The 22,362-nt window shown below is 45.1% G+C and carries 19 protein-coding genes and 1 riboswitch; of the genes, 9 read left to right on the top strand and 10 right to left on the bottom strand.

Annotated features, from left to right (window positions below):
- Positions 1-56: 56 nt before the first annotated feature.
- A riboswitch (SAM riboswitch) is annotated at positions 57-156 on the bottom strand.
- 89 nt (positions 157-245) lie between these two features.
- Positions 246-1,562 carry a hypothetical protein gene (locus ABD031_RS14955; protein ID WP_343852885.1) on the bottom strand — a complete coding sequence of 439 codons (1,317 nt, stop codon included), beginning with the start codon at positions 1,560-1,562 and terminating at the stop codon, positions 246-248.
- 56 nt (positions 1,563-1,618) lie between these two features.
- Positions 1,619-5,947: a PAS domain S-box protein gene (locus ABD031_RS14950; protein ID WP_343852883.1), complete on the bottom strand. Its 4,329-nt coding sequence runs from the start codon at positions 5,945-5,947 to the stop codon at positions 1,619-1,621.
- Between the two features lie 237 nt (positions 5,948-6,184).
- Between ABD031_RS14950 and ABD031_RS14945 the strand changes: the two genes are divergently transcribed.
- Positions 6,185-6,505: a YbjQ family protein gene (locus ABD031_RS14945; protein WP_343852881.1), complete on the top strand. Its 321-nt coding sequence runs from the start codon at positions 6,185-6,187 to the stop codon at positions 6,503-6,505.
- A gap of 19 nt (positions 6,506-6,524) precedes the next feature.
- On the opposite strand, the gene ABD031_RS14940 is transcribed toward ABD031_RS14945, so the two are convergent.
- From ABD031_RS14940 to ABD031_RS14925, 4 genes are all read right to left on the bottom strand, one after another.
- The gene (locus ABD031_RS14940; RefSeq protein ID WP_343852879.1) at positions 6,525-6,767 is read right to left on the bottom strand and encodes an NAD(P)H-dependent oxidoreductase subunit E; all 243 of its coding nucleotides are present in this window, start codon (positions 6,765-6,767) and stop codon (positions 6,525-6,527) included.
- Positions 6,767-8,020, bottom strand: a complete 1,254-nt coding sequence (locus tag ABD031_RS14935) for a DUF819 family protein (RefSeq protein WP_343852877.1) — start codon at positions 8,018-8,020, stop codon at positions 6,767-6,769. The genes ABD031_RS14940 and ABD031_RS14935 overlap by 1 nt, the downstream gene beginning before the upstream one ends.
- A 57-nt stretch (positions 8,021-8,077) precedes the next feature.
- Positions 8,078-8,638 carry an NUDIX hydrolase gene (locus ABD031_RS14930; protein ID WP_343852875.1) on the bottom strand — a complete coding sequence of 187 codons (561 nt, stop codon included), beginning with the start codon at positions 8,636-8,638 and terminating at the stop codon, positions 8,078-8,080.
- 67 nt (positions 8,639-8,705) lie between these two features.
- Positions 8,706-9,395, bottom strand: a complete 690-nt coding sequence (locus ABD031_RS14925) for a hypothetical protein (RefSeq protein WP_343852873.1) — start codon at positions 9,393-9,395, stop codon at positions 8,706-8,708.
- A gap of 400 nt (positions 9,396-9,795) precedes the next feature.
- Here ABD031_RS14925 and aceK point away from each other — a divergent pair, with 400 nt between their 5' ends.
- The 4 genes from aceK (at position 9,796) to ABD031_RS14905 (ending at position 15,445) form a co-directional block, all read left to right on the top strand.
- On the top strand, positions 9,796-11,520 hold the full coding sequence (gene aceK / locus ABD031_RS14920) for a bifunctional isocitrate dehydrogenase kinase/phosphatase (protein WP_343852871.1): 1,725 nt from the start codon (positions 9,796-9,798) through the stop codon (positions 11,518-11,520).
- A 78-nt stretch (positions 11,521-11,598) separates the two neighbouring features.
- Positions 11,599-12,723: an alpha/beta hydrolase gene (locus ABD031_RS14915; protein WP_343852869.1), complete on the top strand. Its 1,125-nt coding sequence runs from the start codon at positions 11,599-11,601 to the stop codon at positions 12,721-12,723.
- 18 nt (positions 12,724-12,741) lie between these two features.
- A complete protein-coding gene (locus ABD031_RS14910) occupies positions 12,742-14,163 on the top strand; it encodes a leucyl aminopeptidase family protein (protein WP_343852867.1) in 1,422 nt (473 codons plus the stop codon).
- Positions 14,164-14,230: 67 nt separating this feature from the next.
- Positions 14,231-15,445 (top strand): ATP-grasp domain-containing protein, encoded by a 1,215-nt coding sequence (locus ABD031_RS14905; RefSeq protein ID WP_343852865.1) that lies wholly within the window; start codon positions 14,231-14,233, stop codon positions 15,443-15,445.
- A 259-nt stretch (positions 15,446-15,704) separates the two neighbouring features.
- Here the strand turns inward: ABD031_RS14905 and ABD031_RS14900 are convergent, their stop codons facing one another.
- The 3 genes from ABD031_RS14900 to ABD031_RS14890 form a co-directional block, all read right to left on the bottom strand.
- Complete coding sequence (locus tag ABD031_RS14900; RefSeq protein WP_343852863.1) at positions 15,705-16,472, bottom strand: TIGR02757 family protein; 768 nt, start codon at positions 16,470-16,472, stop codon at positions 15,705-15,707.
- Entirely contained in the window at positions 16,472-17,026 is a 555-nt protein-coding gene (locus tag ABD031_RS14895) for a hypothetical protein (RefSeq protein ID WP_343852861.1), read from the bottom strand. The genes ABD031_RS14900 and ABD031_RS14895 overlap by 1 nt, the downstream gene beginning before the upstream one ends.
- A 192-nt stretch (positions 17,027-17,218) precedes the next feature.
- The gene (locus tag ABD031_RS14890; RefSeq protein ID WP_343852859.1) at positions 17,219-18,406 is read right to left on the bottom strand and encodes a LysM peptidoglycan-binding domain-containing protein; all 1,188 of its coding nucleotides are present in this window, start codon (positions 18,404-18,406) and stop codon (positions 17,219-17,221) included.
- A gap of 445 nt (positions 18,407-18,851) precedes the next feature.
- Between ABD031_RS14890 and ABD031_RS14885 the strand changes: the two genes are divergently transcribed.
- A complete protein-coding gene (locus ABD031_RS14885) occupies positions 18,852-19,268 on the top strand; it encodes a DinB family protein (protein WP_343852857.1) in 417 nt (138 codons plus the stop codon).
- Positions 19,269-19,698: 430 nt separating this feature from the next.
- Here ABD031_RS14885 and ABD031_RS14880 read toward each other — a convergent pair whose 3' ends face one another.
- Entirely contained in the window at positions 19,699-19,893 is a 195-nt protein-coding gene (locus ABD031_RS14880) for a hypothetical protein (protein ID WP_343852855.1), read from the bottom strand.
- Between the two features lie 33 nt (positions 19,894-19,926).
- On the opposite strand from ABD031_RS14880, the gene ABD031_RS14875 reads away from it, so the two are divergent.
- The 3 genes from ABD031_RS14875 (at position 19,927) to ABD031_RS14865 (ending at position 22,251) form a co-directional block, all read left to right on the top strand.
- Entirely contained in the window at positions 19,927-20,874 is a 948-nt protein-coding gene (locus ABD031_RS14875; RefSeq protein WP_343852854.1) for a hypothetical protein, read from the top strand.
- A 74-nt stretch (positions 20,875-20,948) separates the two neighbouring features.
- On the top strand, positions 20,949-21,461 hold the full coding sequence (locus ABD031_RS14870; RefSeq protein ID WP_343852852.1) for a hypothetical protein: 513 nt from the start codon (positions 20,949-20,951) through the stop codon (positions 21,459-21,461).
- Positions 21,462-21,507: 46 nt separating this feature from the next.
- On the top strand, positions 21,508-22,251 hold the full coding sequence (locus ABD031_RS14865; protein WP_343852851.1) for a hypothetical protein: 744 nt from the start codon (positions 21,508-21,510) through the stop codon (positions 22,249-22,251).
- The last annotated feature ends 111 nt before the right edge of the window (positions 22,252-22,362 follow it).

Raw genomic sequence — 22,362 nt, 5'->3', positions numbered from 1 at the left:
TAATAAGTTCAAAAAGCCAATCGAGCAAAACACGGAGAAAAGTACTTGTACTTGTCCGCTCATCTATTTCCGGCATTCCCGGAATGGGAGTTAGCACCTTGGTTGCAGGTTGCTAAGACGTCGTAGGGCCCTTCCCTCGGTCTTTCTCGATAAGCTTCACAAAGGTAATAGCATTTCGCTAAAAAAGCAGTAGAATTAATTCAATTCCTTGAGTTTTGTGCCTCTCATCATCCAAATTCAGAAACTCAGGGGCGGATTCCCACGCTAAAGCCGAGCATCGGCCCACTCAGATACTTTACCATCCCCAGCTCTCCAAGGCGGTAATTTCCGATTGCAAGCTCATATCCGGCGGAAGCGCTCAGCACCAAATCAAAAAACTTTCGGCTGGTCATCGGTATCCCGTATTCTACCAATACCTCGGGTTTAGCCATCAGCCCCGAACTCTTCAAATAGCCATCAAAATACCGCTGCTCAAACAACTCTGGAAAATCTGGCTTCTCATTTTGACTGAGAGTGTACCGGATATTCCCATAACCAAAACCTCCCATCGCACCCACAGCGAGGTTTTTGAACTGAAAAAACTTCATCCCCGCATTTGCATAGACTCTCAGGCTGTTTAGGGATTGATGCTGACTATCGGATGCTGGCCCTTTCATTGCCGAGTTGAATACGTCAACCCCGTACAAAAGCCCCTCTGTTTCGCCCAGGATTCTCAGTCCCCAATTAGAAGGAGTGCCCTCTAAAGGCTGGAAACCGTTCTTAACCAATTCGGTGTTGAGGGCGTCTGGCTTGCTGAAATGGACCCCGCGAATGAGTGAGACCCCTATGGAGGCATCTTTGTAGAAGAAATTGCGGTCCGGTAGCGAAATTCCGGCACCGACCCTCACGAATGCGCCCGCTTGGGTATTATTGAAGGAATAGCCATTCATTTCCCATCTTCCTTCAAAAGGACTAAAGGAATACCCGACTTTGGCCAAGGCCTGAATAGCTTCTTTTCTCCCCGGTAAATCAAAATCGTAGGTCAGCTGAAAACCGATTTCGGTCAGAAAATCGCCGAAATACTGGGTTCCTTTTTGAATATTATTTTCCCGCAATACAAAACCTTCCTCTGGATTTAAGAGGAACGACTCAAGGTTTTGAGTTTGGTCTTTAGGAAGCATTTCAAAATTCAGATAGCCCACACCGATAGACATGTAATGAATGAGCTGGAATCTACCCTCCTCGGTTAACGCGTAGCCCACATTGAGCAATGCACGTGAAGTTCGGTACCTAATCTCAAACTCGTCAAAACTACTGGACTTACTTTGATGCTGTGAAAGCTCAAATCCAACGATGAAATCGTTGATTCTGGCCTGATATCCCAGTCCATAGGAACGATATCGGTTTCGCAGCGGCGAAAGGCCTCTATCTGCGAGCATCTCATTAAACTCTCGGAGCTTGGCACCGGATATACCGGTAAACGCATAAAATGAAGAACGTTTGTTGACAATCCCCTGAGCCGACAGAAAATTGGGAAGGATTAGGAGGGAAATAAAAAGCAGTAGCCTTTGGAAAGGATTCATGAATGCGGATTTGAGCACAGGCTGAAATATTCAGCTGCCACTAGGCAAAATTAATGCTAAACCCCGTTTCTATTTTGATCTTTTGGATTGAGATGCTTTAAAATTTTCTCAAAAAGAATTTCTGGGGTAAATGGCTTGGGTACAAAATCGTCCATTCCGCTGATTCTCATCTCCTCTTTTACTTCGTGAATTGAGGCGGCGGTCAGAGCCAGAATAGGGATTTTTTGCTTTTCGACGTCCTCAAGGCCGCGGATAGTTCTGGACACCGCAAACCCATCTAGCTCCGGCATCTGGAGATCCAGCAGGATCAAATCAAAATCTCCCGCCTTGAACTTCTCCAAAGCATCTCTCCCATCCGAGGCGATGACCAAATTACCGACGTTCCATTTGGTCAGGAACTTTCGGATTAAAATTTGATTGACCACGTTGTCTTCGGCCACTAAAACCGAGGCGTTTTTCAAAAAATTTTGATTGGAAATATGTATGGCCTTTTCTGTTTCAATTTTTTGCAGGTCGACAAATTCAAAAGGAACAGTAAATTCGAAAATACTCCCTCCGTTTTTGCGTGCAGCGACCTCGATCTCCCCACCAAATAATTCTACCAAACGCTTGACTATCGCCAATCCAAGGCCGGTGCCTCCATATTTTCGACTAGTGGATGAGGATGCCTGCGTAAAAGCTTCAAAAACAGTCTTCCTTTTCGATTCGGGTATTCCAATACCTGAATCCTCAAACACGAATCTGATATCCGTCTGATTTCCCTGCGTGTACTCTCTCGAAATTGTAATCTTGACAAACCCCTTCTCGGTAAATTTGATCGCATTAGACACTAGGTTGTTGACGATCTGACCCATGCGGAGGGAATCACCGATTAAGGTAGCGGGAATGGCTTCATCGATTTCACAGGTAATTTTGAGCGACTTTTCGTGGGCTTGATAGCTGTGGGAGTGGACGATTCGGTGGATCACATTCCTCAGATCAAAAGGCGCCTCTTCCAATTCTACTTTTCCAGAGTCAATCTTATTGAAATCCAGAATATCGTTTATCAAAGCCATGAGGTTTTCAGCAGAGAACTGGAGTGTTTTAAGGTTTTCGAGCTGATCTGGTCGAGGCTCCTCTTCCATGAGCAGGTGGGCTAGACCTATGACCGCATTCATCGGAGTTCGGATTTCATGACTCATCACCGAAAGAAACTGCGACTTGATCTGGGAGGCTTGCTCAGCCCGCTCTTTGGCCAATACGAGCTCACGTTGCGTCTCCTTGAGCGTGGAAATATCACGGGCAATACCCGTATAGTACCGATGTATTCCTTCCTTGTCTTCAATGAGTTTTCCGTTGGAATTAAAAACCCTGTACATACCATTCATATGCTTCAGCCGATATTCGAGAAACTGATGTTGGGCAAGAAAATCACTGGTCTCATCCACCAACACCTTAAAGACACCCAGGTCATCCGGATGAAGGAACTCAAAAATACTTCGCCCAATAACGTCCTCCGAGTTGTACCCAAGAAATTGGACAATGTTGGGCGACACATAGTTCAGGATAAATGCCTCCGTCAGGGAAAAGATGATTTCGGTGGATTCCTCGACCAACCTCCGATACTTCTCCTCCGATTGCTGAAGATCCAACTTTGCTTGGTATTCGTCCTGTACATCTTTGACAATACTTAGCGCGTAGACAACTTCGTCTTCGATCACAATCGGCCGGATTGACTGATGGTAATGGCGTCCGTTCAGTTTAAATACTGTCTCTATGATCTCCCGGCTGTCGAATACTCTGCTTATTATTTCATTGATCTGCTCAAAGGGAGTTAGCTGAAGGTCTTTGAGTGATTTACCTTCAAAATCCTCTCTACTCAATCCCCACTTGGCAAAATTTGTTCCTTCGGCTAACGTATAGATACGGGCAGTGTCGATAAGAAAAATGTTGGTATCAGGGATGTTTGCCGCCAAAACACGATACTGTCTATCACGCTGACTTTGGATGCTTTCCAGATTTTTTCTATCCGAAATATCTTGAAAAAGGCCCTCATGCAATAAAATCCTTCCGGTATCGGCCAGCACGTCTTGGGTTCGATCCTCCACCCAGAAGTATTCACCTGAGGCGGATCTGATGCGATACTCACCTGAGAAAGCTGGCACACCCGCCGCTATTCTGGACGTGGCCGCATTGTTTTGGATCATTTGGGCATCAGTTGGATGCAGCAATTCAAAAAAGGACACCTGGCGTTCCATCAAATCTGCAGCATCGTAACCGAACCTATTTATGTTTTCTGAGATGTAGTTGATTTTGAACTTGTCATTGGGATCAACTCTAAACAGAACCGCCGGGCTGCTCTCGACAATCAATTTTGCACTTTTTGCGATTTCTTCTGACTTATACTTTTCTTCCAAGCCGCGTAAGATGAAGGAGTAGCCAACCTTCTCTGTCCCTTCCGCATGGATTGCCTGGATCGAAATTTCATAGGGAGAGGCGTCTTTCATTCGGGTTTTGACGTGACGCTCAGATTTCCACTCCTCGCCGACTTTCAGGTTGGATGTGATCTTAATCAGATCCTCGTTTTTTTCCCAGACCACAGCTAGCAAGTCACCCAGGTTGCCCTCAAAGTCTCTGGAGATATTTTCACAGCACAGCTGCACACTCGCCTCATTTTGATAGATGACCTCAAATTTCAGATTTGTCACCAAAATGGGATCATTCACCTGAGCTAAAATCTGGGACTGCAGCCGGAGGTAACTATCTGAGGCTCTTTTATGTGAAATGTCGGTACAAAATCCATAGACCTCCGATACTTGGGTCAGAAATTCCCGCCTACCTTCAATCTCGTAACTGAAAAACCGCACCGTACCCTCTTGGTTAGTCGAAGTGAATTCACCTGAAGTTCGAGCCAGCTCGTTGATCGCTTTCCGGAGGTCTTTGATGAATTTAGCTCGAAATGGCTTGTCGATTTTGTAGATCAGAACACGAAAATCCCGGCTAATCGGCTCCGCTCCCAAGTCAAACAAAACCGCCAGTCCGCCGGAGAACTGAAAGCGTTTTTTTTGAATGCTGAATCTCCAGGATCCCGACTTAGAAAGCATCTCGGTATGCGCAAGCAAGTTTTCATTTCGCTCTAATTTCTGTGTCATTTGGCTGCCTAAAAACGCGGCAGCCAACACATCCCCGAACTGCCGTAACACTTGGATTTCTTTTTTCTCAAAAAGAAATCCCGGAATATCTGACTGGAAACGAACCATACCCAGCAGTTTATTACCCGAAATCATCGGAACAAAAATCCTGGACTTCTCCCGGCCTTCATCCGTTTGCCTATTCGGGATCTCAGCCGAAACTAACATTACCTTTCCTTTTTTGAGAAAGCGCAGATTTTCAAAAATCAAATCCAATTCATCCTTTGGCAACGTTAACCGAGCATGCTCTTTCCTGCCGGTGGACCAGGACGTTAGAACTTCTAACTGCTCAGACTCTCGATTGAAAACCAATATCTCCGAATGGATTGCATGCAGAAACTCTCCAAATTTGGAGATCGCCGAGAAGTACAGATTCTCCAGTTCTTGGAAACTTCCATTGATCAAACTAGAGGAAATCTGGATGATGAGATTTTCTATTTCATAGCGACGTTGTAGTAACTTTTCCGCTTGGGCAAATTCTGACACATCCCTTGAACTAAATATTACCCCGTTAATCTGTGGATCTTGCAAAAGGTTTTTGGCAAAACATTCCATGTAGATCCACCCGCCGGCTTTTGATTTTACCCAAAAATCAATGGCAACTTGCTTTTTTGACCTAAATACTTCCTCGATAGTTCCTTGGACGATTTTTATTTTTCCAAGCGCAGAGATTTTTCGGTAGTTTTTTCCCAGAATATCCTCCGACGAATAGCCAAGCTTCTTAGTAACCGATTCGTTGATAAATTTAACATTCCCGTTTTCGTCCAGGGTGGCAAGCCTTCCGCCACTGCTGTCAAGTACACTTTGCTTGAAAAAAGCCTCATCAGTCATCGAATCCAGACTCGGTGGAAGGCCTGTCGGGATGCTTAGTGGTGAACGCTCTCTCAGCTGAGTACCTTTCGCAACCAAAAACCGAGAAGTGTAGGTGGAAGGCAGATTAATAAATGTCCATTCAAAGTCAATCGCGCTGCCATCTGCAAGGTATTGTGTTTTTGAGAACTTGCTGGAAGGTAGATTCCCAGTTTGGAAAAAAGCATCAGCCTCTAAAATCAACTTAGGATCATCAAAAAAAACCTTCCAATCGTCAGCGGGAGATTGGAAAATTTCCCGAAAATAGTGGTTGAAGAATACGATCTCTTCAGCGTCCATCAAAAGGATGGGCTCTTTTATCTCATTTAGAAAATCGGAAATATCAAACTGCTGGTATTGACTCATGAATCAGCTTCAAAGATTTGGGGCACTGGTCTGATAAACCCAATTAAAGAGGGGGATTTATGAATAAAATGCACTAATCACAACTGAGCAGTTCAAAATCTTCAAGTCTTGTCTGGCTCTTTTTCAGGGATTAAGATAAATTGAAAACCCCGAAATAGATATTCTGAAGTAAACTTTCTCCATATAAAAGTCGTGTCAACTCTGAAATACACATAACCTAATTCAAAATTCATTACTATGATCATTTCCACCACTCCCTCACTTGAAGGCTACCAAATTGACCAATATCTCGGCATCGTGTCAGGAGAGACCATTATCGGCGCCAACGTCTTCAAAGATTTTTTTGCAAGCATCACAGATATCGTCGGAGGACGATCTTCTGCCTACGAGCAGGTACTGCGCGAAGCCAAAGCCACTGCGATGGCAGAGATGGAAGTACAGGCGAAACACTTCGGAGCAAATGCGGTGGTTGGCATCGACCTAGACTATGAGACGATCCGGGATGGAATGTTGATGGTGACCGTTAGTGGCACCGCGGTGAAGGTGACCAAACTTTAAATCAAAAAGGCCTGATCGATCAGGCCTTTTTGATTTGTTCGGCAACACTTTTCATGTCTGCCTTTTTGCAAAAATACCCATCGACAATCACCACGGGTGCTGACTTACACATATCCATGCATTTGGTCTGGAAAAACTTGCAGTGCCCCTTAAGTCCGCCTTCAGTTGCCGCTTCCTTCAATTCCTTTCGGATTCGCTTAGAACCGGCTTTTTTACAATCCGAGCCGCCACAGATAAATACCAATCTTCTATTAAACTTCATCACATTCCTGAAATAGCCCGCATCATCAATCCACAGAGATAGGCACCATAGGTTCCAAGAGCATATCCCAGCACAGCAATCAAAACGCCCACGGAAGCTAGAGATGAATCAAAGGCTGAAGCGACGATCGGCGCGGATGCTGCTCCACCCACATTCGCCTGAGAACCCACCGCCACGTAAAAAAATGGCGCCTTGATGATCCAGGCCACTAAAATCATAATAAGCGCATGGAATATCATCCAAATGATCCCGATCAAAAAGAAAATCGGGTTGTCCAATATCGCTCCCAGATCCATCTGCATACCGATCGTGGCAACTAATACATAGAGCAATACGCTGCCCATTCGGGAAGCTCCAGCGCCTTCCAGCTGCCGGGCTTTGGTAAATGAAAGCAAAAGACCAGCTGTCGTCGCAATGACCACGATCCAGAAGAAATGCGAATTTAAGGAGTACTGATTAAGCTGGGGATAATTGGTCTCAAACCAGGGAGCCAAAAAGTCCGCACATAAATGGGACAAACCGGTCACGCCAAATCCAAAACCCAAGATCAACATGGTATCCCCTAGGCTAGGAATTTTCATGATGCCTTCTCGGTACTTCGCTATCCGGTCTCTCAATTCATAGATCGCAGATGCGTCGGCTTTGAGCAACTTGTCAATCTTTTCCGGCTTGGCCGCCCAGTAAAGCAAGACTGCCATCCATAGGTTTGCAACCAACACGTCCACCGCTATCATCTGCCCAAACAAGGTCGGGCTAGCGCCAAATACCTCCAACATCGCAGTTTGATTGGCTCCCCCGCCAATCCAACTTCCCGCAATGGTAGAGAGACCACGCCAAATCTCGTCCGCTCCGGATGTGGCATAGATTTCCGGATAGAAAAAACCTACCGTGAGCATCGCCAAAGGACCGCCAAACATGATGCCCACGGTCCCTGCCAAAAACATCGTCAGCGCCTTAGGACCTAGACGAAGTATCCCTTTCAGATCAATGCTGATCGTGAAGAGTACCAGCGAGGCGGGCAATAAATATCGGGACGAAACCTTGTAAAGGCCCGAAGACTCACCGGAAATCAACCCCAATGAATTGAAAACAGCGGGAATGAAATAGCAAAGCAAAACGGTGGGGACATACCGATAGAATTTGACCCAAAAAGACTTCTTGCTGGCAGAAGTGACAAAAACAAATGCCAAAGTCGCCATCAACAAACCTAGAACTACGGCATCATTGCTGATCAAAGGGGTGCTTTCTTCCATAAAAAGGTCTCGGGATTGATCTGCAACAATACCAACAAAAGCGCAAACAGACCAATTTTAAAAATCTTGTATGTCCAAAATCTGGATCAGTTCATTCAAAATCATTGCCGTAGCCCCCCATACCACCTCTCCGTCTATCTCAAAATATGGGGTATCCAACTTGATATGGGTGCCGATTTCCAGAAGAGTTTGCTTACGAGTTTCCCGGCTAAACAATGTCTTTAAATCGGTCTGTACAATCCGTGAAACCTCATTTTTCTCTGCGACAAACTCAGGGCGCTCATCCAAGAAACCAACCACCGGACTCACCAAAAAATTGCTCGTTGGAATGAAGAGGTCTGTCAGCTTGCCGATGATTCTTACTTGATGCCGATCAACACCGACTTCCTCCTCCGCCTCCCGAAGGGCAGTTTGGATGATATTTTCGTCAGACTTTTCCATTTTCCCTCCCGGAAAAGCCATCTGTCCGCTGTGAAAACCAGGGTATTCGGGCCTCTTGATCAGGGGAAAAAAAGTGTCTTCTCCATCTGGATAGAATAAAATAAGCACTCCACTATTCCGGATATTCAATGGCAATAGAGTATCAAACCTCCTTTGGTCAACCGGCTGAGGAGACATCTTCAGATGGGCTTCTTTACCTGGAAGGGGGCCCTTTAATCTCCTTTCGAGGAGCCCTATCACTTGATCAAAATCCATCTGAGGCGAGATCCACCGATTTGAGCTTCGCATCCAGATAAGATTCCTGAGGATAGTCCACCAGCGCCTGGTTCATCCTAAATTGACTAAATCGATGGGTTTCCAAGTCAATCAGCCAGACCATAGGTCTGAAACCAGCCTCTTCTTGCAGGTAACCCAGTACTAAAAAATCCTGACTGGTGAGCCACAATCCGTCTTCAAACATTCCTGAAGGACCCATGAAAAGCAGTCGTTCTCTCATACCGTCTAATCGATACCAGATCACCTCGGAGTCGGGATTCAAGAATGGATGATCCAAACTCTCTTGTGCCTCCACTTTATAAGAATAAATGTCCATGGTGCCATTGCCCTCCGGATGAGGAATCTGGTAAGGAAAAAGTGGGTCGCCTTCCAGAATCGGATTTTTTTCGGGCATTTCCATCGCGTCAATCGAATCAGTAAACACCAAATCAAAAAACGAAGCATCAAAATTTCCAATTTTTTCTGACCAGTGCTTACGCCAAGCAGATTTTTGTGCCAGTCCGAGATCAATTTGGGCTTGCATCGTTGCGATCATTTCGGCATCAGAAACCGGATCGGAAGTACGCTCATTTTTTACAGAATTGGAAGACTCACAGGCCGTAAACCCGATCAGCAAGACAAAACATAAGCGACAAAAGAAAACTCGCAATAAGCCCATAGAATAAAATTTGAAAGATGAAGCTAAGAGAAGTGAATCAAAAATCAAATCAGTGTTGACCGGACTAGGTTGAAGAAAATCTCTGTAGTGAACGCTCCCAACCAAATATTATTTAGAATTTGGGCTGATCTAAAATACAAAAAAGGCCTGGATATCATCCGGGCCTTTTCCTGCTCTCAAACCTATTAAACCTATTGTAGATATTCAATTTATGAATACAGCCGAAAAGTAAAAAATGTTTTCATATCCACCAAACAATCGATTGCGAAAAAGTTTCAAAATTATATTCTGTGAATTTCAGCGAACTGTAATCGGCAGAAAATCAGGACTTTTTTTTAAAAAATACAACCGATAAACAATTGAAAAAACTTAATTTCTCGCCGATACTACCAAATATTCTATGCCATTACGAGCGCTGCCACTTGCCATCCATATATTCGAAGGATTTGTAGCCTATACCGAGACTTTCAAAACTTATACACGCCTTGCCCCGATTCACTTTGCAGAGCGCAACTGGCCGGCAACACAACTCAATCACCGCCAGCGACTAAGGCTATACAAGGATCTCCTGTTTCAGCTGGTAAAGGTATTTCACAACATTTTAGGGGATGACTCCGCCAACCGGAATATCTGGGCGTCTATTCGAATGGAATACCAGCGGCTGATCCACGATTTGCCGGATGTAGAGCTCGCGGAGACTTTCTTCAACTCTGTCTTTCGAAAGGCGTTCCCGAACAATCCACTGGATGAAGAGCTGATGTTTGTCATGGAGGGCTATGAATCCTGCGAGATTCATAAAAACTCCGAGCTGTTACACACCTACCCTGCCGAACTCGGACTGGAGCAAATCATCCGAAAAATTCTCGACGACTTTGATTTTGGTGTACCGTACATGGACAGGGAAAAAGACGCCGAGTTTTTGGTTGAGGGGGTCAAAAAAGTAATCCTCACTAGATACCGGGTTGAAGTGGGGACGACGACACAACTTCTCAAACCGGTCTTCTACCGAAACAAAGCCGCTTACTTGATCGGCAGAACCTTTGTCGGAAATAAATGGATGCCTTTTATCATCCCGTTTATGCACGGGCCCAAGGGCGTCTACGTGGACACTTTGATCTTTGACCCACACTTGATGAGCCACTTGTTCAGCTTTACAAGATCCTATTTTATGGTCGAAGCGGAGGTTCCCTCGCAGATCATCGGCTTCTTAAGCTCTGTCATTCCCCACAAAAAGATCCACGAACTCTACAATGCCATAGGATTCAACAAACATGGCAAAACACTTTTCTACCGCGATTTTCTTTATCATCTGGATCGAAGCTCAGACGAATTTGTAATTGCACCGGGGATCAAGGGAATGGTGATGACGGTGTTTGCATTACCCTCGCTGAACATCGTCTTCAAATTGATCAAAGATCACTTCGAGCCACCAAAAAACATGACCCGACAGGAAGTCCGGGAGAAATACAAGCTAGTCTCCCTCCATGATCGCGTTGGCAGAATGGCCGACACCCACGAGTTTGAGTACTTCAAGATCCCGCTGAATCGGGTAAGTGATGAGCTGATGAAGGAGCTGCGAAACACGGCTAATTCGTTGCTTGAGGTTAAGGAAAACTTTCTCGTTATTAAACATTTATATACTGAGAGAAAGATGGTTCCGTTAAACATATTTCTCGAAACTTGCTCAACCGAGGATGGACTTCGCGCCGTAGAGGACTACGGAAGGGCGATTTTGCAGCTCGCCCAGGCGGATATTTTTCCAGGAGATATGATGACCAAAAACTTTGGACTGACTCGACAAAAAAGGGTGATTTTCTACGATTACGATGAAATAGAATTTTTGGGAGACATGAATTTTCGAAAAAAACCCAAAGCGGAAACCTATGAACAAATCTATGCTTCGGAACCCTGGTATGACATCCATAAAAACGACGTCTTTCCAGAGGATTTTCGACGCTGGATGATTGGACGAACCGACCTCAAGCCACACTTCCTTCAATATCACCAGGAATTGTTTGATCCTGAATATTGGAATTCGTTGAAGCAAAGAATCCAAAAAGGAGAGCTGATCCACGCCTTTCCTTATCCGGAGGAAATCCGATTTCGGCCGGGAGAAGCAGTCTGAGTTCGCTTTCATTTTATTTTTAGCCAGACAAAACTTAATTTCGCATCCTCGGGTTAACCCATCACTCACCACCGACCCATGATTTCAGAAGTAGCACCACCGATCGTCATTCCTAAACGGGGGAAAAAAATAGTCTTGCACACCCCAGATGACGACGACCGCCAAGTTTATATTTCAGGAAATTTCAACAACTGGTCAACTCAGGATTATCGGTTCAAAATGAAAAGGCTTGGGTCTGGAAAATACGAGTTCAATTTTCCGGAAAGCCCAGATTATCAAGGCGAACTGATCTATAAATTCACCAAAGGTGACTGGTCCGAGGTCGAAATCGATCGACACGGAAACAGAACTCCCAATCGTCACTGGCACGACGACAAACAGATCAAACTTGAAAAAGTGGCCAGATGGCGAAAAAATTGGCTTCCCTATCGCCCTTCCCAATTGCCTCAAATCCATCTGATTTCCGAAGAATTTGAAATTCCTCAGCTAAACAAAACCCGAAAAATCTGGGCGCTGCTACCGCATGATTATGAGACCAGCGAAATGCACTATCCCGTGCTTTACCTTCAGGACGCTCAGAATCTATTTAATGAAAATGGTGAATTTGGAAACTGGCAGATCGACAAAAAATTGGCGGTCATGTCGGACTACGGAATAGGCAACATCATCGTGATCGCTGTCGAGCATGGAGAAAAGGAGCGATTGCAGGAGTACAATGTTGGCAAGACACTATTGGGCCATGGGCACGGAAAACAATACATCCGATTCATCACCGAAACACTCAAACCATATATTGATCAAACTTTCCGCACTAAACCCGAGCGGGAGTATACCGGCATGGGTGGCAGCTCAATGGGCGGATTGGTCAGTATATTTTCGGGTCTGATTTATCCTGAGGTCTTTGGTAAGCTGATGATTTTTTCACCGTCGCTCTGGGTGATTCCCAAGATCAAGCTGGGCTTTCTGGATTTTTTCGAGCCGCAGAGAACAAGACTTTACCTATACGCTGGTGGAGACGAAAGTGAAACGATGGTAGATCATGTAAGGAAGTTTCGAAAAAGGCTACTTAAAAGAGAAAGTCTCCAAGGCAAAATGCAGGTACGCCTTTCGATCAACGAGCAAGGCAAACATAACGAATCCTATTGGAGCGACGAGTTCCCAAAGGCGATTGAATGGCTGTTTTTCAGCGATAAACCGGAGTAATCTCCAAAATCCCATTTTATGCAGTTCAAGATCAATCCTAAAAATCCTTCAACAGGGGCGTTGAAGGTCATTCCAGTTTTTGAAAATGGAATAAGCGAATTCCTTACGGAAAAGCTGGCGCTCCCCTTTCCTCCGGCTTCTCTTTTCTCCGGAAAAAAAGACACTTTCTACAGCTTTGAATCCAAGGACCATTTGGTTTTGTTAGTCGGTTTGGGAGACAATCCCGAATACAAGACCCTTGAAAATTCCTATCGGAGAATCCTTGCAAAGCAGGCTTCATTAGCTGAAAATGGAATATTTCTGGATTTCCCAGACACATTTACGTCAGCGCAATTGGAGGCAGCAGTGGTTGGATTTCAGTTGGGTGCTTATTCGATTGGGTTTTACAAAAAAGAGAAAGCCAAAGACTTTAAGAAACTGAAAGTTGAAATCTCTTCGACAATGGAAAAGGTAAAATATTTGACCGAACGAGCTGAAAAAATCGCCGCCGCCAAGATCGAAGCCTTCAAGCTAGTCGATCTTCCTCCCAACAAAATCACCCCGGAATACTTGGGAGATTGGGCGAAAGATCTGGGCAAAAAATCGAAGTTGGACATTAAAGTATTTGATACCAAAAAAGCAAAATCAGAGGGATTGGAGGCATTTTTAGCCGTAGGAAGAGGCTCTGCAAAAGAATCAAAATTCATAATTCTTGAATATCGACCTTCCAAGCCCAAGTTTCACCTGGGATTAGTCGGTAAAGGTGTAACGTTCGATACTGGCGGGTTGAACGTGAAAACCCAAGGAATGCACCACATGAAATCTGACATGGGTGGCGCTGCAGCGGTACTGGCGACAGTGCAGCTCGTAGCAGATCTCGGGCTTCCGATCCATTTGACTGCCATTGTACCGGCTGTAGAGAATGCGATTGACAAAGACGCCTACCTCCCCTCCGAAATCATTGGAAGCCACGCAGGCCTGAGCATCGAAGTCATTGACACCGACGCAGAAGGTCGACTCATCTTGGCGGACGGACTCTCCTATCTGGTCAAAAACTATCAGGTGGATCAGGTCATCGATCTGGCGACATTGACCGGAAGCTCTATCGGAACGTTCGGTTTCGAATGCGCAGCGCTTTTCTCCAATGAAGGTAGCATGTCACATGGACTGCAAGAGGCTGGAGAAGCTATCGGGGAAAAATCCTGGCCGCTGCCGCTCTGGGAAAACTACGGCAAAGAGATGGATTCTGAGATCGCGGAAATCAAGAATTATCATGGAAAGCCCTTTGCGGGAGCCATCACAGCGGCCAAGTTCTTGCAGGCATTCACCCACGAGCATCCTGCCTGGGCACATTTAGACATCGCGGGGGTAGCATTTGGCGACAGTGAATTTGCAAAAACCAAAACAGGGACGGCCTACGGAGTCAGCCTTCTTTTACGTTATATCGAAAATCAACTCTAAAATTTATCCGGCAAGCGTTCACTTTTGCCGGATTTTTTTTGACATTAAACTGCAAAATTTCCCATCCATGAGCATATCCAAAACTTTTCTCTGCGTTTCCAATTATTTCAAAGGAAACGCATTTTTAACTGCGTTGAAGAAGCAAGGAAATCGAGTTTTTCTGATCACCACAGAACAGCTTCGCAACAAGCCTTGGGCTTTTGAATATATTGACGAGATTTTTTACATGCCTGGTTTGGATCTCGACTGGGATTTGGATTTGCTGTTGAAAGGTGTGGGAGGTTTGATGAAAGATCATAAAATTGAGGCTATCATCGCTTTGGATGATTATGATGTAGAGAAAGCTGCCTTTCTGCGCGAAAACCTGCGGATTCCCGGAATGGGTCAAACCACAGGCCGCTATTTCCGCGACAAGCTTGCGATGCGCATGCGGGCGAAAGATGCCGGAATTCGAGTCCCTCCTTTTTCCCCATTATTCAATAATGCTGAAATTAACCAATTCGCAGACACGGTCGATGCCCCTTGGGTATTGAAACCAAGATCGGAGGCTTCGGCCCATGGGATTATCAAAGTTCACAATAAGGAAGACCTCTGGAAACATATTGATCAGCTCGGCGAAAATCGCGTTTACTACCTCGTAGAGCAATTCAAGCCAGGCGATGTCTTCCATGCTGATGGTCTGCAAAAGGATGGAAAGACTCTGTTCTTGACTGTTTCCCGCTACCTCGCCACTCCCATGGAGATCTCTCAGGGCGGCGGGATCTTCAGATCTGCAAATCTCAAGTATGGGTCGGACGATAACAAAGCAATCAAAAAAGTAAATGAGGCGATCATGAAGGCCTTCGGGCTGAAAAGTGGGGCCTCGCACACCGAATTCATCAAAAGCCGGGAAGACGGGCAAATCTACTTTTTGGAGACTGCCTCCAGAGTAGGCGGTGCTCATCTTGCCGAGATGGTGGAAGCGGCGACGGACATCAATCTCTGGACGGAATGGGCGAAAATCGAAGATGCTGTGGCAAAGGATGAACCTTACCAACTACCCAAAGCCGCAAAAAACTATGCCGGGATAGTCCTGACACTTTCCAAATACGAGCATCCTGATCTAAGCAGCTTTGATGATCCTGAAGTTTGCTTCCGTGTCCCACTAGATTACCACGCCGGATTGATTGTCAAATCAGCAAACCAAGATCGGGTAATGCAATTGCTAGACGACTACGCAGAGCGATTCGCCAATGAGTTATCCACCAGCGCACAGGCACCTGAGGTGAAGAAGTTTCATTGATTAATTAGCCAGATGTTTGATCACTCTACCTTGACAGCTCCTAAGGTTGGTTTGTTCAAAGTGAAAAAACGCATTGTCAGGAACACCAGGGCTACTATGTAAATAGTAGATTATTAAGCTTGGAGTTTGCCTTAATGGAACACACACAAGCATTGTCGTTACTTTTACTGCTCCCAAACGCGGTATTCATCAACTGAAATATTCAAATAGATTGAAATTGTTCAAGCCCAGTACTTTAAAGCAGAACCCGTCGTCACCGCTAAAACCTCTCCTCGATCCCCAATCCAAACAGCGCAAAATCATATTTCACTGGGTCTACGGGGTCAAACTCTCTGAGCCTTTGAGTCAGCTCTACCGCAGTCAACCAGTCGGTTTGTTTTCGGGTGATAAGACCAAGCTTTCTACCCACCCGATCTACGTGGAGATCACAGGGGCAGATCAATTGAGCTGGACTGATCTTTTTCCAAAGTCCAAAATCAACCCCACTGTCGTCTGAGCGCACCATCCAGCGCAAGTACATGTTGATCCGCTTGCAAGCTGCCTTTCGGGCCGGAGTGGCGATGTGCTTTTTGGTACGGTTTGGAAAATCCGGAAGGCTGAAGAAAAACCCATGAAACTGCGATAAGATAGATCCCATGGCATCGATCTCGCCAGTTTGACCTATTAGAAAAGCCTCTTCGAAACTTTCGTGCTCTCGATAAAACCAGCTCAAAAAGTGAATGAAGTATAAGGTGTCGACGTCGTTGAAGGTTCGGTGTTTGAAACTCAAGAACGCATTCAAATCACTTTCCCGATGGTTCAACAGGAAATCATGGGGAGCATTGTCCATCAACTCAAAAAGCTGAACACATTTGTTGATGATGGTTTTCCGCTGACCCCAGGCCAGAATCGACGCAAAAAAACCTGCGATCTCAATGTCTTGCTTTTTGTTAAAGCGATGGGGAATACAAATTGGGTCGTTGGCAATAAATTCTGGACGGTTGTAATGCGACACTTTATCGTCCAAGAATTCCTTCAGATTATGCATCAAAGCGCGACTTTAACTTCACCACCCTGCGTCCCGTCAAACCATTTAAAGGAGAGTTCATTATCCACTTTCTCAGCCACATGCCAGTCGAAACACTTGATATTGGTCAGAGGACGAAGCGAGTCCTCATCCGGATCATACAGACAAATATCGAAATCTGGCATTTCTTTCGAATCCAGGGTATTCCATTTCTCAAGAATATACCCCTCCTCAAGCACACGAACTTTGTTCCCAAAAACATGGTCTTCCAAGACCGAGGGCACGCCGTCCTTTCTCCTCAATCTAAATCCAGACGGGCCAAACATAATCTGCTTGCATACCTTGGCTTCAATCAGCTCATTGGTATAGGGCATTGTCTCCCAATCAGTCTCTTTCAGTACCACTTTGTGGCCTTCGGGCTTGATCCGTGTGAGTAATTCGGAAATCTTCGAAAAAAAGAACGTCAGTCCGATGAACACCAACCCAAAACTGGCCAAGATCGGATAGCATACGATGAAGATTGCATTCCAAATGAACCGAAACGAATGATGGAAGAAGAGCTGGACTTTACTCATGGATGAAATGGCAACGCACAAAGGTACTCTGACCCCGTTACAATGCCAAGCCATTCTGCCCGCTGTGAGTTCAAGGTCCCTCTCGCCTTTTGATCAATTTAACCTTTGCAAAACTTCTTATGGTTTAAACTATCAAAAAAAAGCTCTCCCCAAGTCTGGAAAGAGCCTCTTTTCTTGACACGAAGGCAAATATCAATAAAGCACTTCTACCGGAAAACGCTGGTTTACCGCTTTCAACTGGTCAAATGCTGCTTGCGAAAGCTTAATCACCAGTTTGGAATTGTCTCCTGTCTCAGGGAGCGTGCCCACTACCCGGGCAAAGATCGTGAGGTCATTTTCCTCGTTTTTCACCCGCATGATACTCCCTACCGGAGCGTCTCGGTGGAGCACGAGGTATTTCTTGTGAGCACCGGTACCCTCGATCAATTCTGCCTGGCCGGTTTGGGTGATGTTCTTAAATCCTCCTGAAGTATTCTCGATAGTCGGCTCTACAACCATTTCGGCCGTGGATGCCGCGACTTTTGGAGTACCAATAACTGGAACCGTCGATGGTCCCTCCTGAGCTCTTCCCACCTTGATCACCTGTCCCGACCGCAGATTGTTGGAGGTCAGTGCGTTCCATTTGATCAAATCTTCCACGCTGGAACTGTACTGGTTAGAAAGCGAAAATAGAGTCTCACCCTGCTTGACCGTGTGTGAAATCCACTCACCGGGTGCAATCGGAGTAGCATTCGCTACAGCTACTGTTGTCGCGGCAGAATTTCGGACAGGTTCAGGCTGGGGTTTAGTCGCAGGCTGAGCCAAATGTTTATTCGCCTGATTGCCGCTAGCTTTCGACGGAGTGTCCGCGACGCTTGGCGTCTGGTTCGCAGCACTTCCGGTGGCCGCAGCTGCCGTGAGTGTAGGAGCTGTTAAGGGGGCCTCATAGTCACTAGCCAGACTCGCATCTTTCACAATCAATGCCTGCCCTACGCTCAAGTCGTTTCCCATCAACTTGTTCCACTGCTTTAATGAGTCGACAGATATTCCGTATTTCCGAGAAATGGAGAAAAGTGTTTCTCCCGGATTTACTTTGTGAAGCGCTGCTCCGGTAGGCACGGCGTTTTTCTCAATGTAAGGAACCCGGATCGTTTGACCGATTTTCAAACCTTGCTTCAGGACTTCGTTCGCATTTTGAATTTCACCTACAGGCACTTGGTATTTCCTGGATATCGCGAAAAGCGTTTCCTGAGGTGTAACCTTATGCAAAATAAAGGTCTTGTTCCCTACCCTTTCGACTCCGACAGAGTCTCCGGCGCTGAGATTAGAAGCATTTGAATAAGAAAGAGTTAAAACTAAAACCAGCAGGAAAGCACTTAGAAATTTGGTCTGGGAAGTCATTGTAATCTGGGGAATTGAAGTGAAACAGGTCAAAAATTTCAATAAACATTTTGCAAGAATTATGCTAGAAATGAAACCGAGGGGCTTTTTTGGAGCAAAAGATCGGTGAGCGACCACAACGTTGACTAAAGGACGTTAGACTATGTTTTGGTATAACCTCAATCCTCCTCCAAAAGCCCATATTTCGGAAACCCATAAGCAGCAGTGGAAGGTCCGCTGGGAAATCCAGACTAATGAAAACGAGAGCAATCGCCACTTTATTCGCTAGAAAAATGATCTTCCCTGCTTTTCCCTCGCCCATCACGATCTACAAACCGCAAGTAGCGAACTGATCTTTTTCCGAAATTTGATCCGATGACTAAACAACCCGAAGTATGGTTGAGGGGATCCTCGGAAAGCACTCCTACCCTCTTACAACCTGCGTCTAATGCCATCAAGCAGGCGCATGAGGATATCTACGGGCATATGGTTGGCTTTCCCTCCGACTTGCATTGAGAAAAACCCTCTGGAGTTGCCAGCCCAGGGGGTTCATCTGCAGCATATTGCTGGCGTGCTGGATCGGATGATAACCTATGCCAAAGGCGAAAGTTCACACAAGAGGCAGTTCGACTACCTGAAAACCGAAGGTGTGCCTGATGCCAGTCTCACGACAGAAATCTTGCTGGAAAACCTCGATGTCGAGATCGCTACCTATTTGGCTTTCGCTTCGCAAATAGACCCCGACAGCCTCACCGATTTTCGGGGTGTGGAACGGGCGCAGCTACCATCTAGTGTCGGAGGTCTTCTGTTTCACGCCGCAGAACACACCCAGCGGCATTTCGGACAACTGCTGGTGACAGTTAGGATTTTGCTATCGAATTGACCAAACTCTGAAACGCTTCAAGCAACTTGTATTGGCTGGTAAAAGCACCCTGTCTAGTGATATCGTACTCGAAATACTTCATTGAAAAGACGAAAAACTCTGCACACCTAGCCCTCAACTCGTTGAGGGAGAATTCAAGAAACCTAGATAGCCGTAAATACTTCATTAAACAAGCTTTCAAAATAAACTACTTTCTATCGAACACCAAGCCGGAATAAACTATTGTAAATAATTGGATATTAGTAATTTAATGTTTAAACTGGAATAGAGGTTGTTATTTCAACCAGTCAAAAAGCCATAACGGAGGTAGCCAGCTACTGAAAATTTTTAGAGACTTTTTCTGCTACAGTTGAATGATGAATCAATGTTTCAATCGTGTACTCGATTTATTCTGACCGCACTTACTTGCTTAGTCACCAGTTTTCATGTTTTAGCTCAACGCCCTGCGACTGGAGGATCTGCGCCGATAGTCCCCTCCCCGCTGGTTGACGAAGACGATGGTCTCAATCCCGTCATTTTCGTAGTAGGAGGAGTAGTCGTAGCGGGAGCCACCTATGCCTTGGTAAAATCCAAGGGAGCAAAACTGCCGGTTGCGGAACATCTGCCTGACTACTTGCTTGCACATAATATTTTGCCTAATTCCGATGCTATTAACCTGATGTATACACTTAATCCTTCATTGAACAATAGGGAGGAGATTAAGTCAAAGAAAAGGCTGAATCTGCCGGATTTCCCCGATTTGGATCAATCTCTAACTGGCGATTTGCTTGCTGGAAATGAAAAAAGCACAGCTCTGGATCTGGACAGGCAGGTAACCCGATTTGAAATTTCAAAACTAAATTTAGAGCGGGTCGCAGCTGAACTCAGTTCTAATGCTTCTGTTCAAAATGTAGTGAGAATCACGGCAATTGTAAACCAACTGAAACAAGAAGTGAATACTTCAGGTTGGGGGAGTGATGGAACGACTACAATAATTCACCAAATGGTTTTTGACCTATTCTCCATCTATAACCAGACGCTGAGCCAAGTGATAGCTGATAAAAATGCTGATGCTAGTCAAGTCACTTTAATGCAAAATATTGCGGACAATTTAGCTGAATTGGTGGGAGATGTCAAAGCACTTAGCCGAAACGGGCTGGCCAGTAGTGAGTGGATATCATCGGATCTGCGTGATAATCAAAACTATTTGGCTTCGATAGGCGAACCCGAATTTCTTGCAATAGGATCTTCTGAGTTTAAAACAAGCACCGGCACTTCGATATCAGCAGCAGCAGGGCTGTTAAAAGAATTCGCTTTTGCCGTGTATAAATACAGCGACGCGGGAGAACTGATCACCAAAGGACCTGAAGTGGAAGGTAAATATAAAGTAAAGTATGTATTGCCTGCATTGAAGGATATTCCAAATGCCTATCACCCTCTACGAGACCCAGCAACCTACGCGGTGGCGAGCTTACCTCCCGCGAAGATTTTCATCGTTGTAGAGGATTTCAGTGGAAATCAAGTATCAATTCAAGACCCATTGATTGATTTCAAGGTCGTGTTCAACAATCCTCAACTCGGCGACCAGGACCGGAAGATCGTCGTCCCCTTGTACATCACAAGATGATCCAACTGCTTAAATATCGCGCAGCCCTACTTGGGATACTATTCGGACTGTTTGGCGGGGCAATTTCTCAGCTCTTGGCAATAGAGGAAATGACCTTATATTATACTGCACTAGCAAGTATAATAGGCCTTGTGGTCAATCTTATGGTATCCTTTATGCTAAAGGGAAAGTGGAATGCAAAAGTGAAAAACACCCTAAAAGGGATATGTGCATTTTTCTTTGTCGCGCTGGTTGCTACTTTATTTATGCATACCAAGTTTTTTATTGAAGGAACCTTTTCTTACCAAAATTTTGAAAATGAAGTAAGCTATTACATCAAAGGCAGCGAATATACCAACGTTGCAAAAAAATTTAAAGAAGAAAACCCCTACATAGAGTCGGATGAAGATCTTATTCGAGAAGGCTTTGGGTCACCGGAAGAAAAGGGCAAAGTATGGACCCAAGAATCAATAAACAACAACTGGATGAAAATGCTCACCACCTATTGTCTGATTGTAATATTCTTTGTTGGTCTGATTTCCATCCTAATCGAAGTATTGATGGGCAAGTATGGGAAATCTACCGGCAAAATGATCGAGTCCTTTTAAATATAACAAGTATGGGGGTATAGCGAACAATTAAAATCCCACTCAGATGAAAGCTATAGCTGTATTTTTAAAAAAAACCCTCATGACTTTGGCGGCTATTTGCAGCCTCTTCGCGTGTGATTTGGATGACGCTCCAGACACACTCCGTCCTTCAAACGTGTTGACTAAATATGTTTTTCCGCCGGAAATAGTCGAGCAAATTTTCACTGAAGATGTACTGGAAGTAACAGGAAGCTTAGAACCTTTTTTGGATAGAATCAAGCGAAATGGAATGAAAATATACGACGGTCATAATCCACCGGTTGTTTACAATCCATATAGTTCGGGTGAGCTAGAGGGAGTTCAATTCAGAGTAAAAAATGACTGTATATATGACGAAAAATACCCCTCATATGCCGACTCCACTTTCGGAGACTATCTAGATCAAATACTTATTTTGGAAAAAGAGAAGGATGTCGTAGAGGCCATCATTTCCTACAGCTCTTTGAGTAACGATCCGAAATATCCTGATCGACTGGACAGTGGAAATGGGGAAGGAATCGCTACTGGCGAAGGCGACGATTTTACAGTATTTTACAAAGTAGAAAGAGGTCAGTTTGATAAAATTTTCTATCAGGGAATATGGATAGTTTCCGGAACATTTACCTTTGGAGAAAATCTTCAGCCAATTCTAAGCAACGTCTCCAAATGTCTGATTCTCTTGGAAAAAAGCAGTGACCCTGATCAAAAAATGGCGAACGTTGGCACCATTCGCATATTCCAGGATCCCGCACCAATATGGCAAGATTGAAATCAAAAAGCGATGGCTGGCTTGCGTAGACGGAATAGAACCATCTATTTCTATTGGGTTTCGACTTCGCTCAACCTGAATTTACTCAGTTTCCGTAAAGGGTGTTTACTA

It is taken from the genome of Algoriphagus jejuensis (assembly GCF_039523455.1).
Taxonomy (GTDB): domain Bacteria; phylum Bacteroidota; class Bacteroidia; order Cytophagales; family Cyclobacteriaceae; genus Algoriphagus; species Algoriphagus jejuensis.
This window is presented reverse-complemented; position numbering and strand designations above follow the sequence as displayed.

Excerpts from the sequence above, each read along its gene's own strand:
- aceK (WP_343852871.1), top strand. The coding sequence starts at position 9,796 with ATGCCATTACGAGCGCTGCCACTTGCCATCCATATATTCGAAGGATTT.
- ABD031_RS14865 (WP_343852851.1), top strand. The coding sequence starts at position 21,508 with ATGAAAGCTATAGCTGTATTTTTAAAAAAAACCCTCATGACTTTGGCG.
- ABD031_RS14885 (WP_343852857.1), top strand. The coding sequence starts at position 18,852 with ATGAGGATATCTACGGGCATATGGTTGGCTTTCCCTCCGACTTGCATT.
- ABD031_RS14905 (WP_343852865.1), top strand. The coding sequence starts at position 14,231 with ATGAGCATATCCAAAACTTTTCTCTGCGTTTCCAATTATTTCAAAGGA.
- ABD031_RS14925 (WP_343852873.1), bottom strand. The coding sequence starts at position 9,395 with ATGGGCTTATTGCGAGTTTTCTTTTGTCGCTTATGTTTTGTCTTGCTG.
- ABD031_RS14945 (WP_343852881.1), top strand. The coding sequence starts at position 6,185 with ATGATCATTTCCACCACTCCCTCACTTGAAGGCTACCAAATTGACCAA.
- ABD031_RS14895 (WP_343852861.1), bottom strand. The coding sequence starts at position 17,026 with ATGAGTAAAGTCCAGCTCTTCTTCCATCATTCGTTTCGGTTCATTTGG.
- ABD031_RS14875 (WP_343852854.1), top strand. The coding sequence starts at position 19,927 with ATGTATACACTTAATCCTTCATTGAACAATAGGGAGGAGATTAAGTCA.
- ABD031_RS14940 (WP_343852879.1), bottom strand. The coding sequence starts at position 6,767 with ATGAAGTTTAATAGAAGATTGGTATTTATCTGTGGCGGCTCGGATTGT.
- ABD031_RS14880 (WP_343852855.1), bottom strand. The coding sequence starts at position 19,893 with ATGTGCAAGCAAGTAGTCAGGCAGATGTTCCGCAACCGGCAGTTTTGC.
- ABD031_RS14955 (WP_343852885.1), bottom strand. The coding sequence starts at position 1,562 with ATGAATCCTTTCCAAAGGCTACTGCTTTTTATTTCCCTCCTAATCCTT.
- ABD031_RS14930 (WP_343852875.1), bottom strand. The coding sequence starts at position 8,638 with ATGTCTCCTCAGCCGGTTGACCAAAGGAGGTTTGATACTCTATTGCCA.
- ABD031_RS14900 (WP_343852863.1), bottom strand. The coding sequence starts at position 16,472 with ATGCATAATCTGAAGGAATTCTTGGACGATAAAGTGTCGCATTACAAC.
- ABD031_RS14890 (WP_343852859.1), bottom strand. The coding sequence starts at position 18,406 with ATGACTTCCCAGACCAAATTTCTAAGTGCTTTCCTGCTGGTTTTAGTT.
- ABD031_RS14935 (WP_343852877.1), bottom strand. The coding sequence starts at position 8,020 with ATGGAAGAAAGCACCCCTTTGATCAGCAATGATGCCGTAGTTCTAGGT.
- ABD031_RS14915 (WP_343852869.1), top strand. The coding sequence starts at position 11,599 with ATGATTTCAGAAGTAGCACCACCGATCGTCATTCCTAAACGGGGGAAA.
- ABD031_RS14910 (WP_343852867.1), top strand. The coding sequence starts at position 12,742 with ATGCAGTTCAAGATCAATCCTAAAAATCCTTCAACAGGGGCGTTGAAG.
- ABD031_RS14950 (WP_343852883.1), bottom strand. The coding sequence starts at position 5,947 with ATGAGTCAATACCAGCAGTTTGATATTTCCGATTTTCTAAATGAGATA.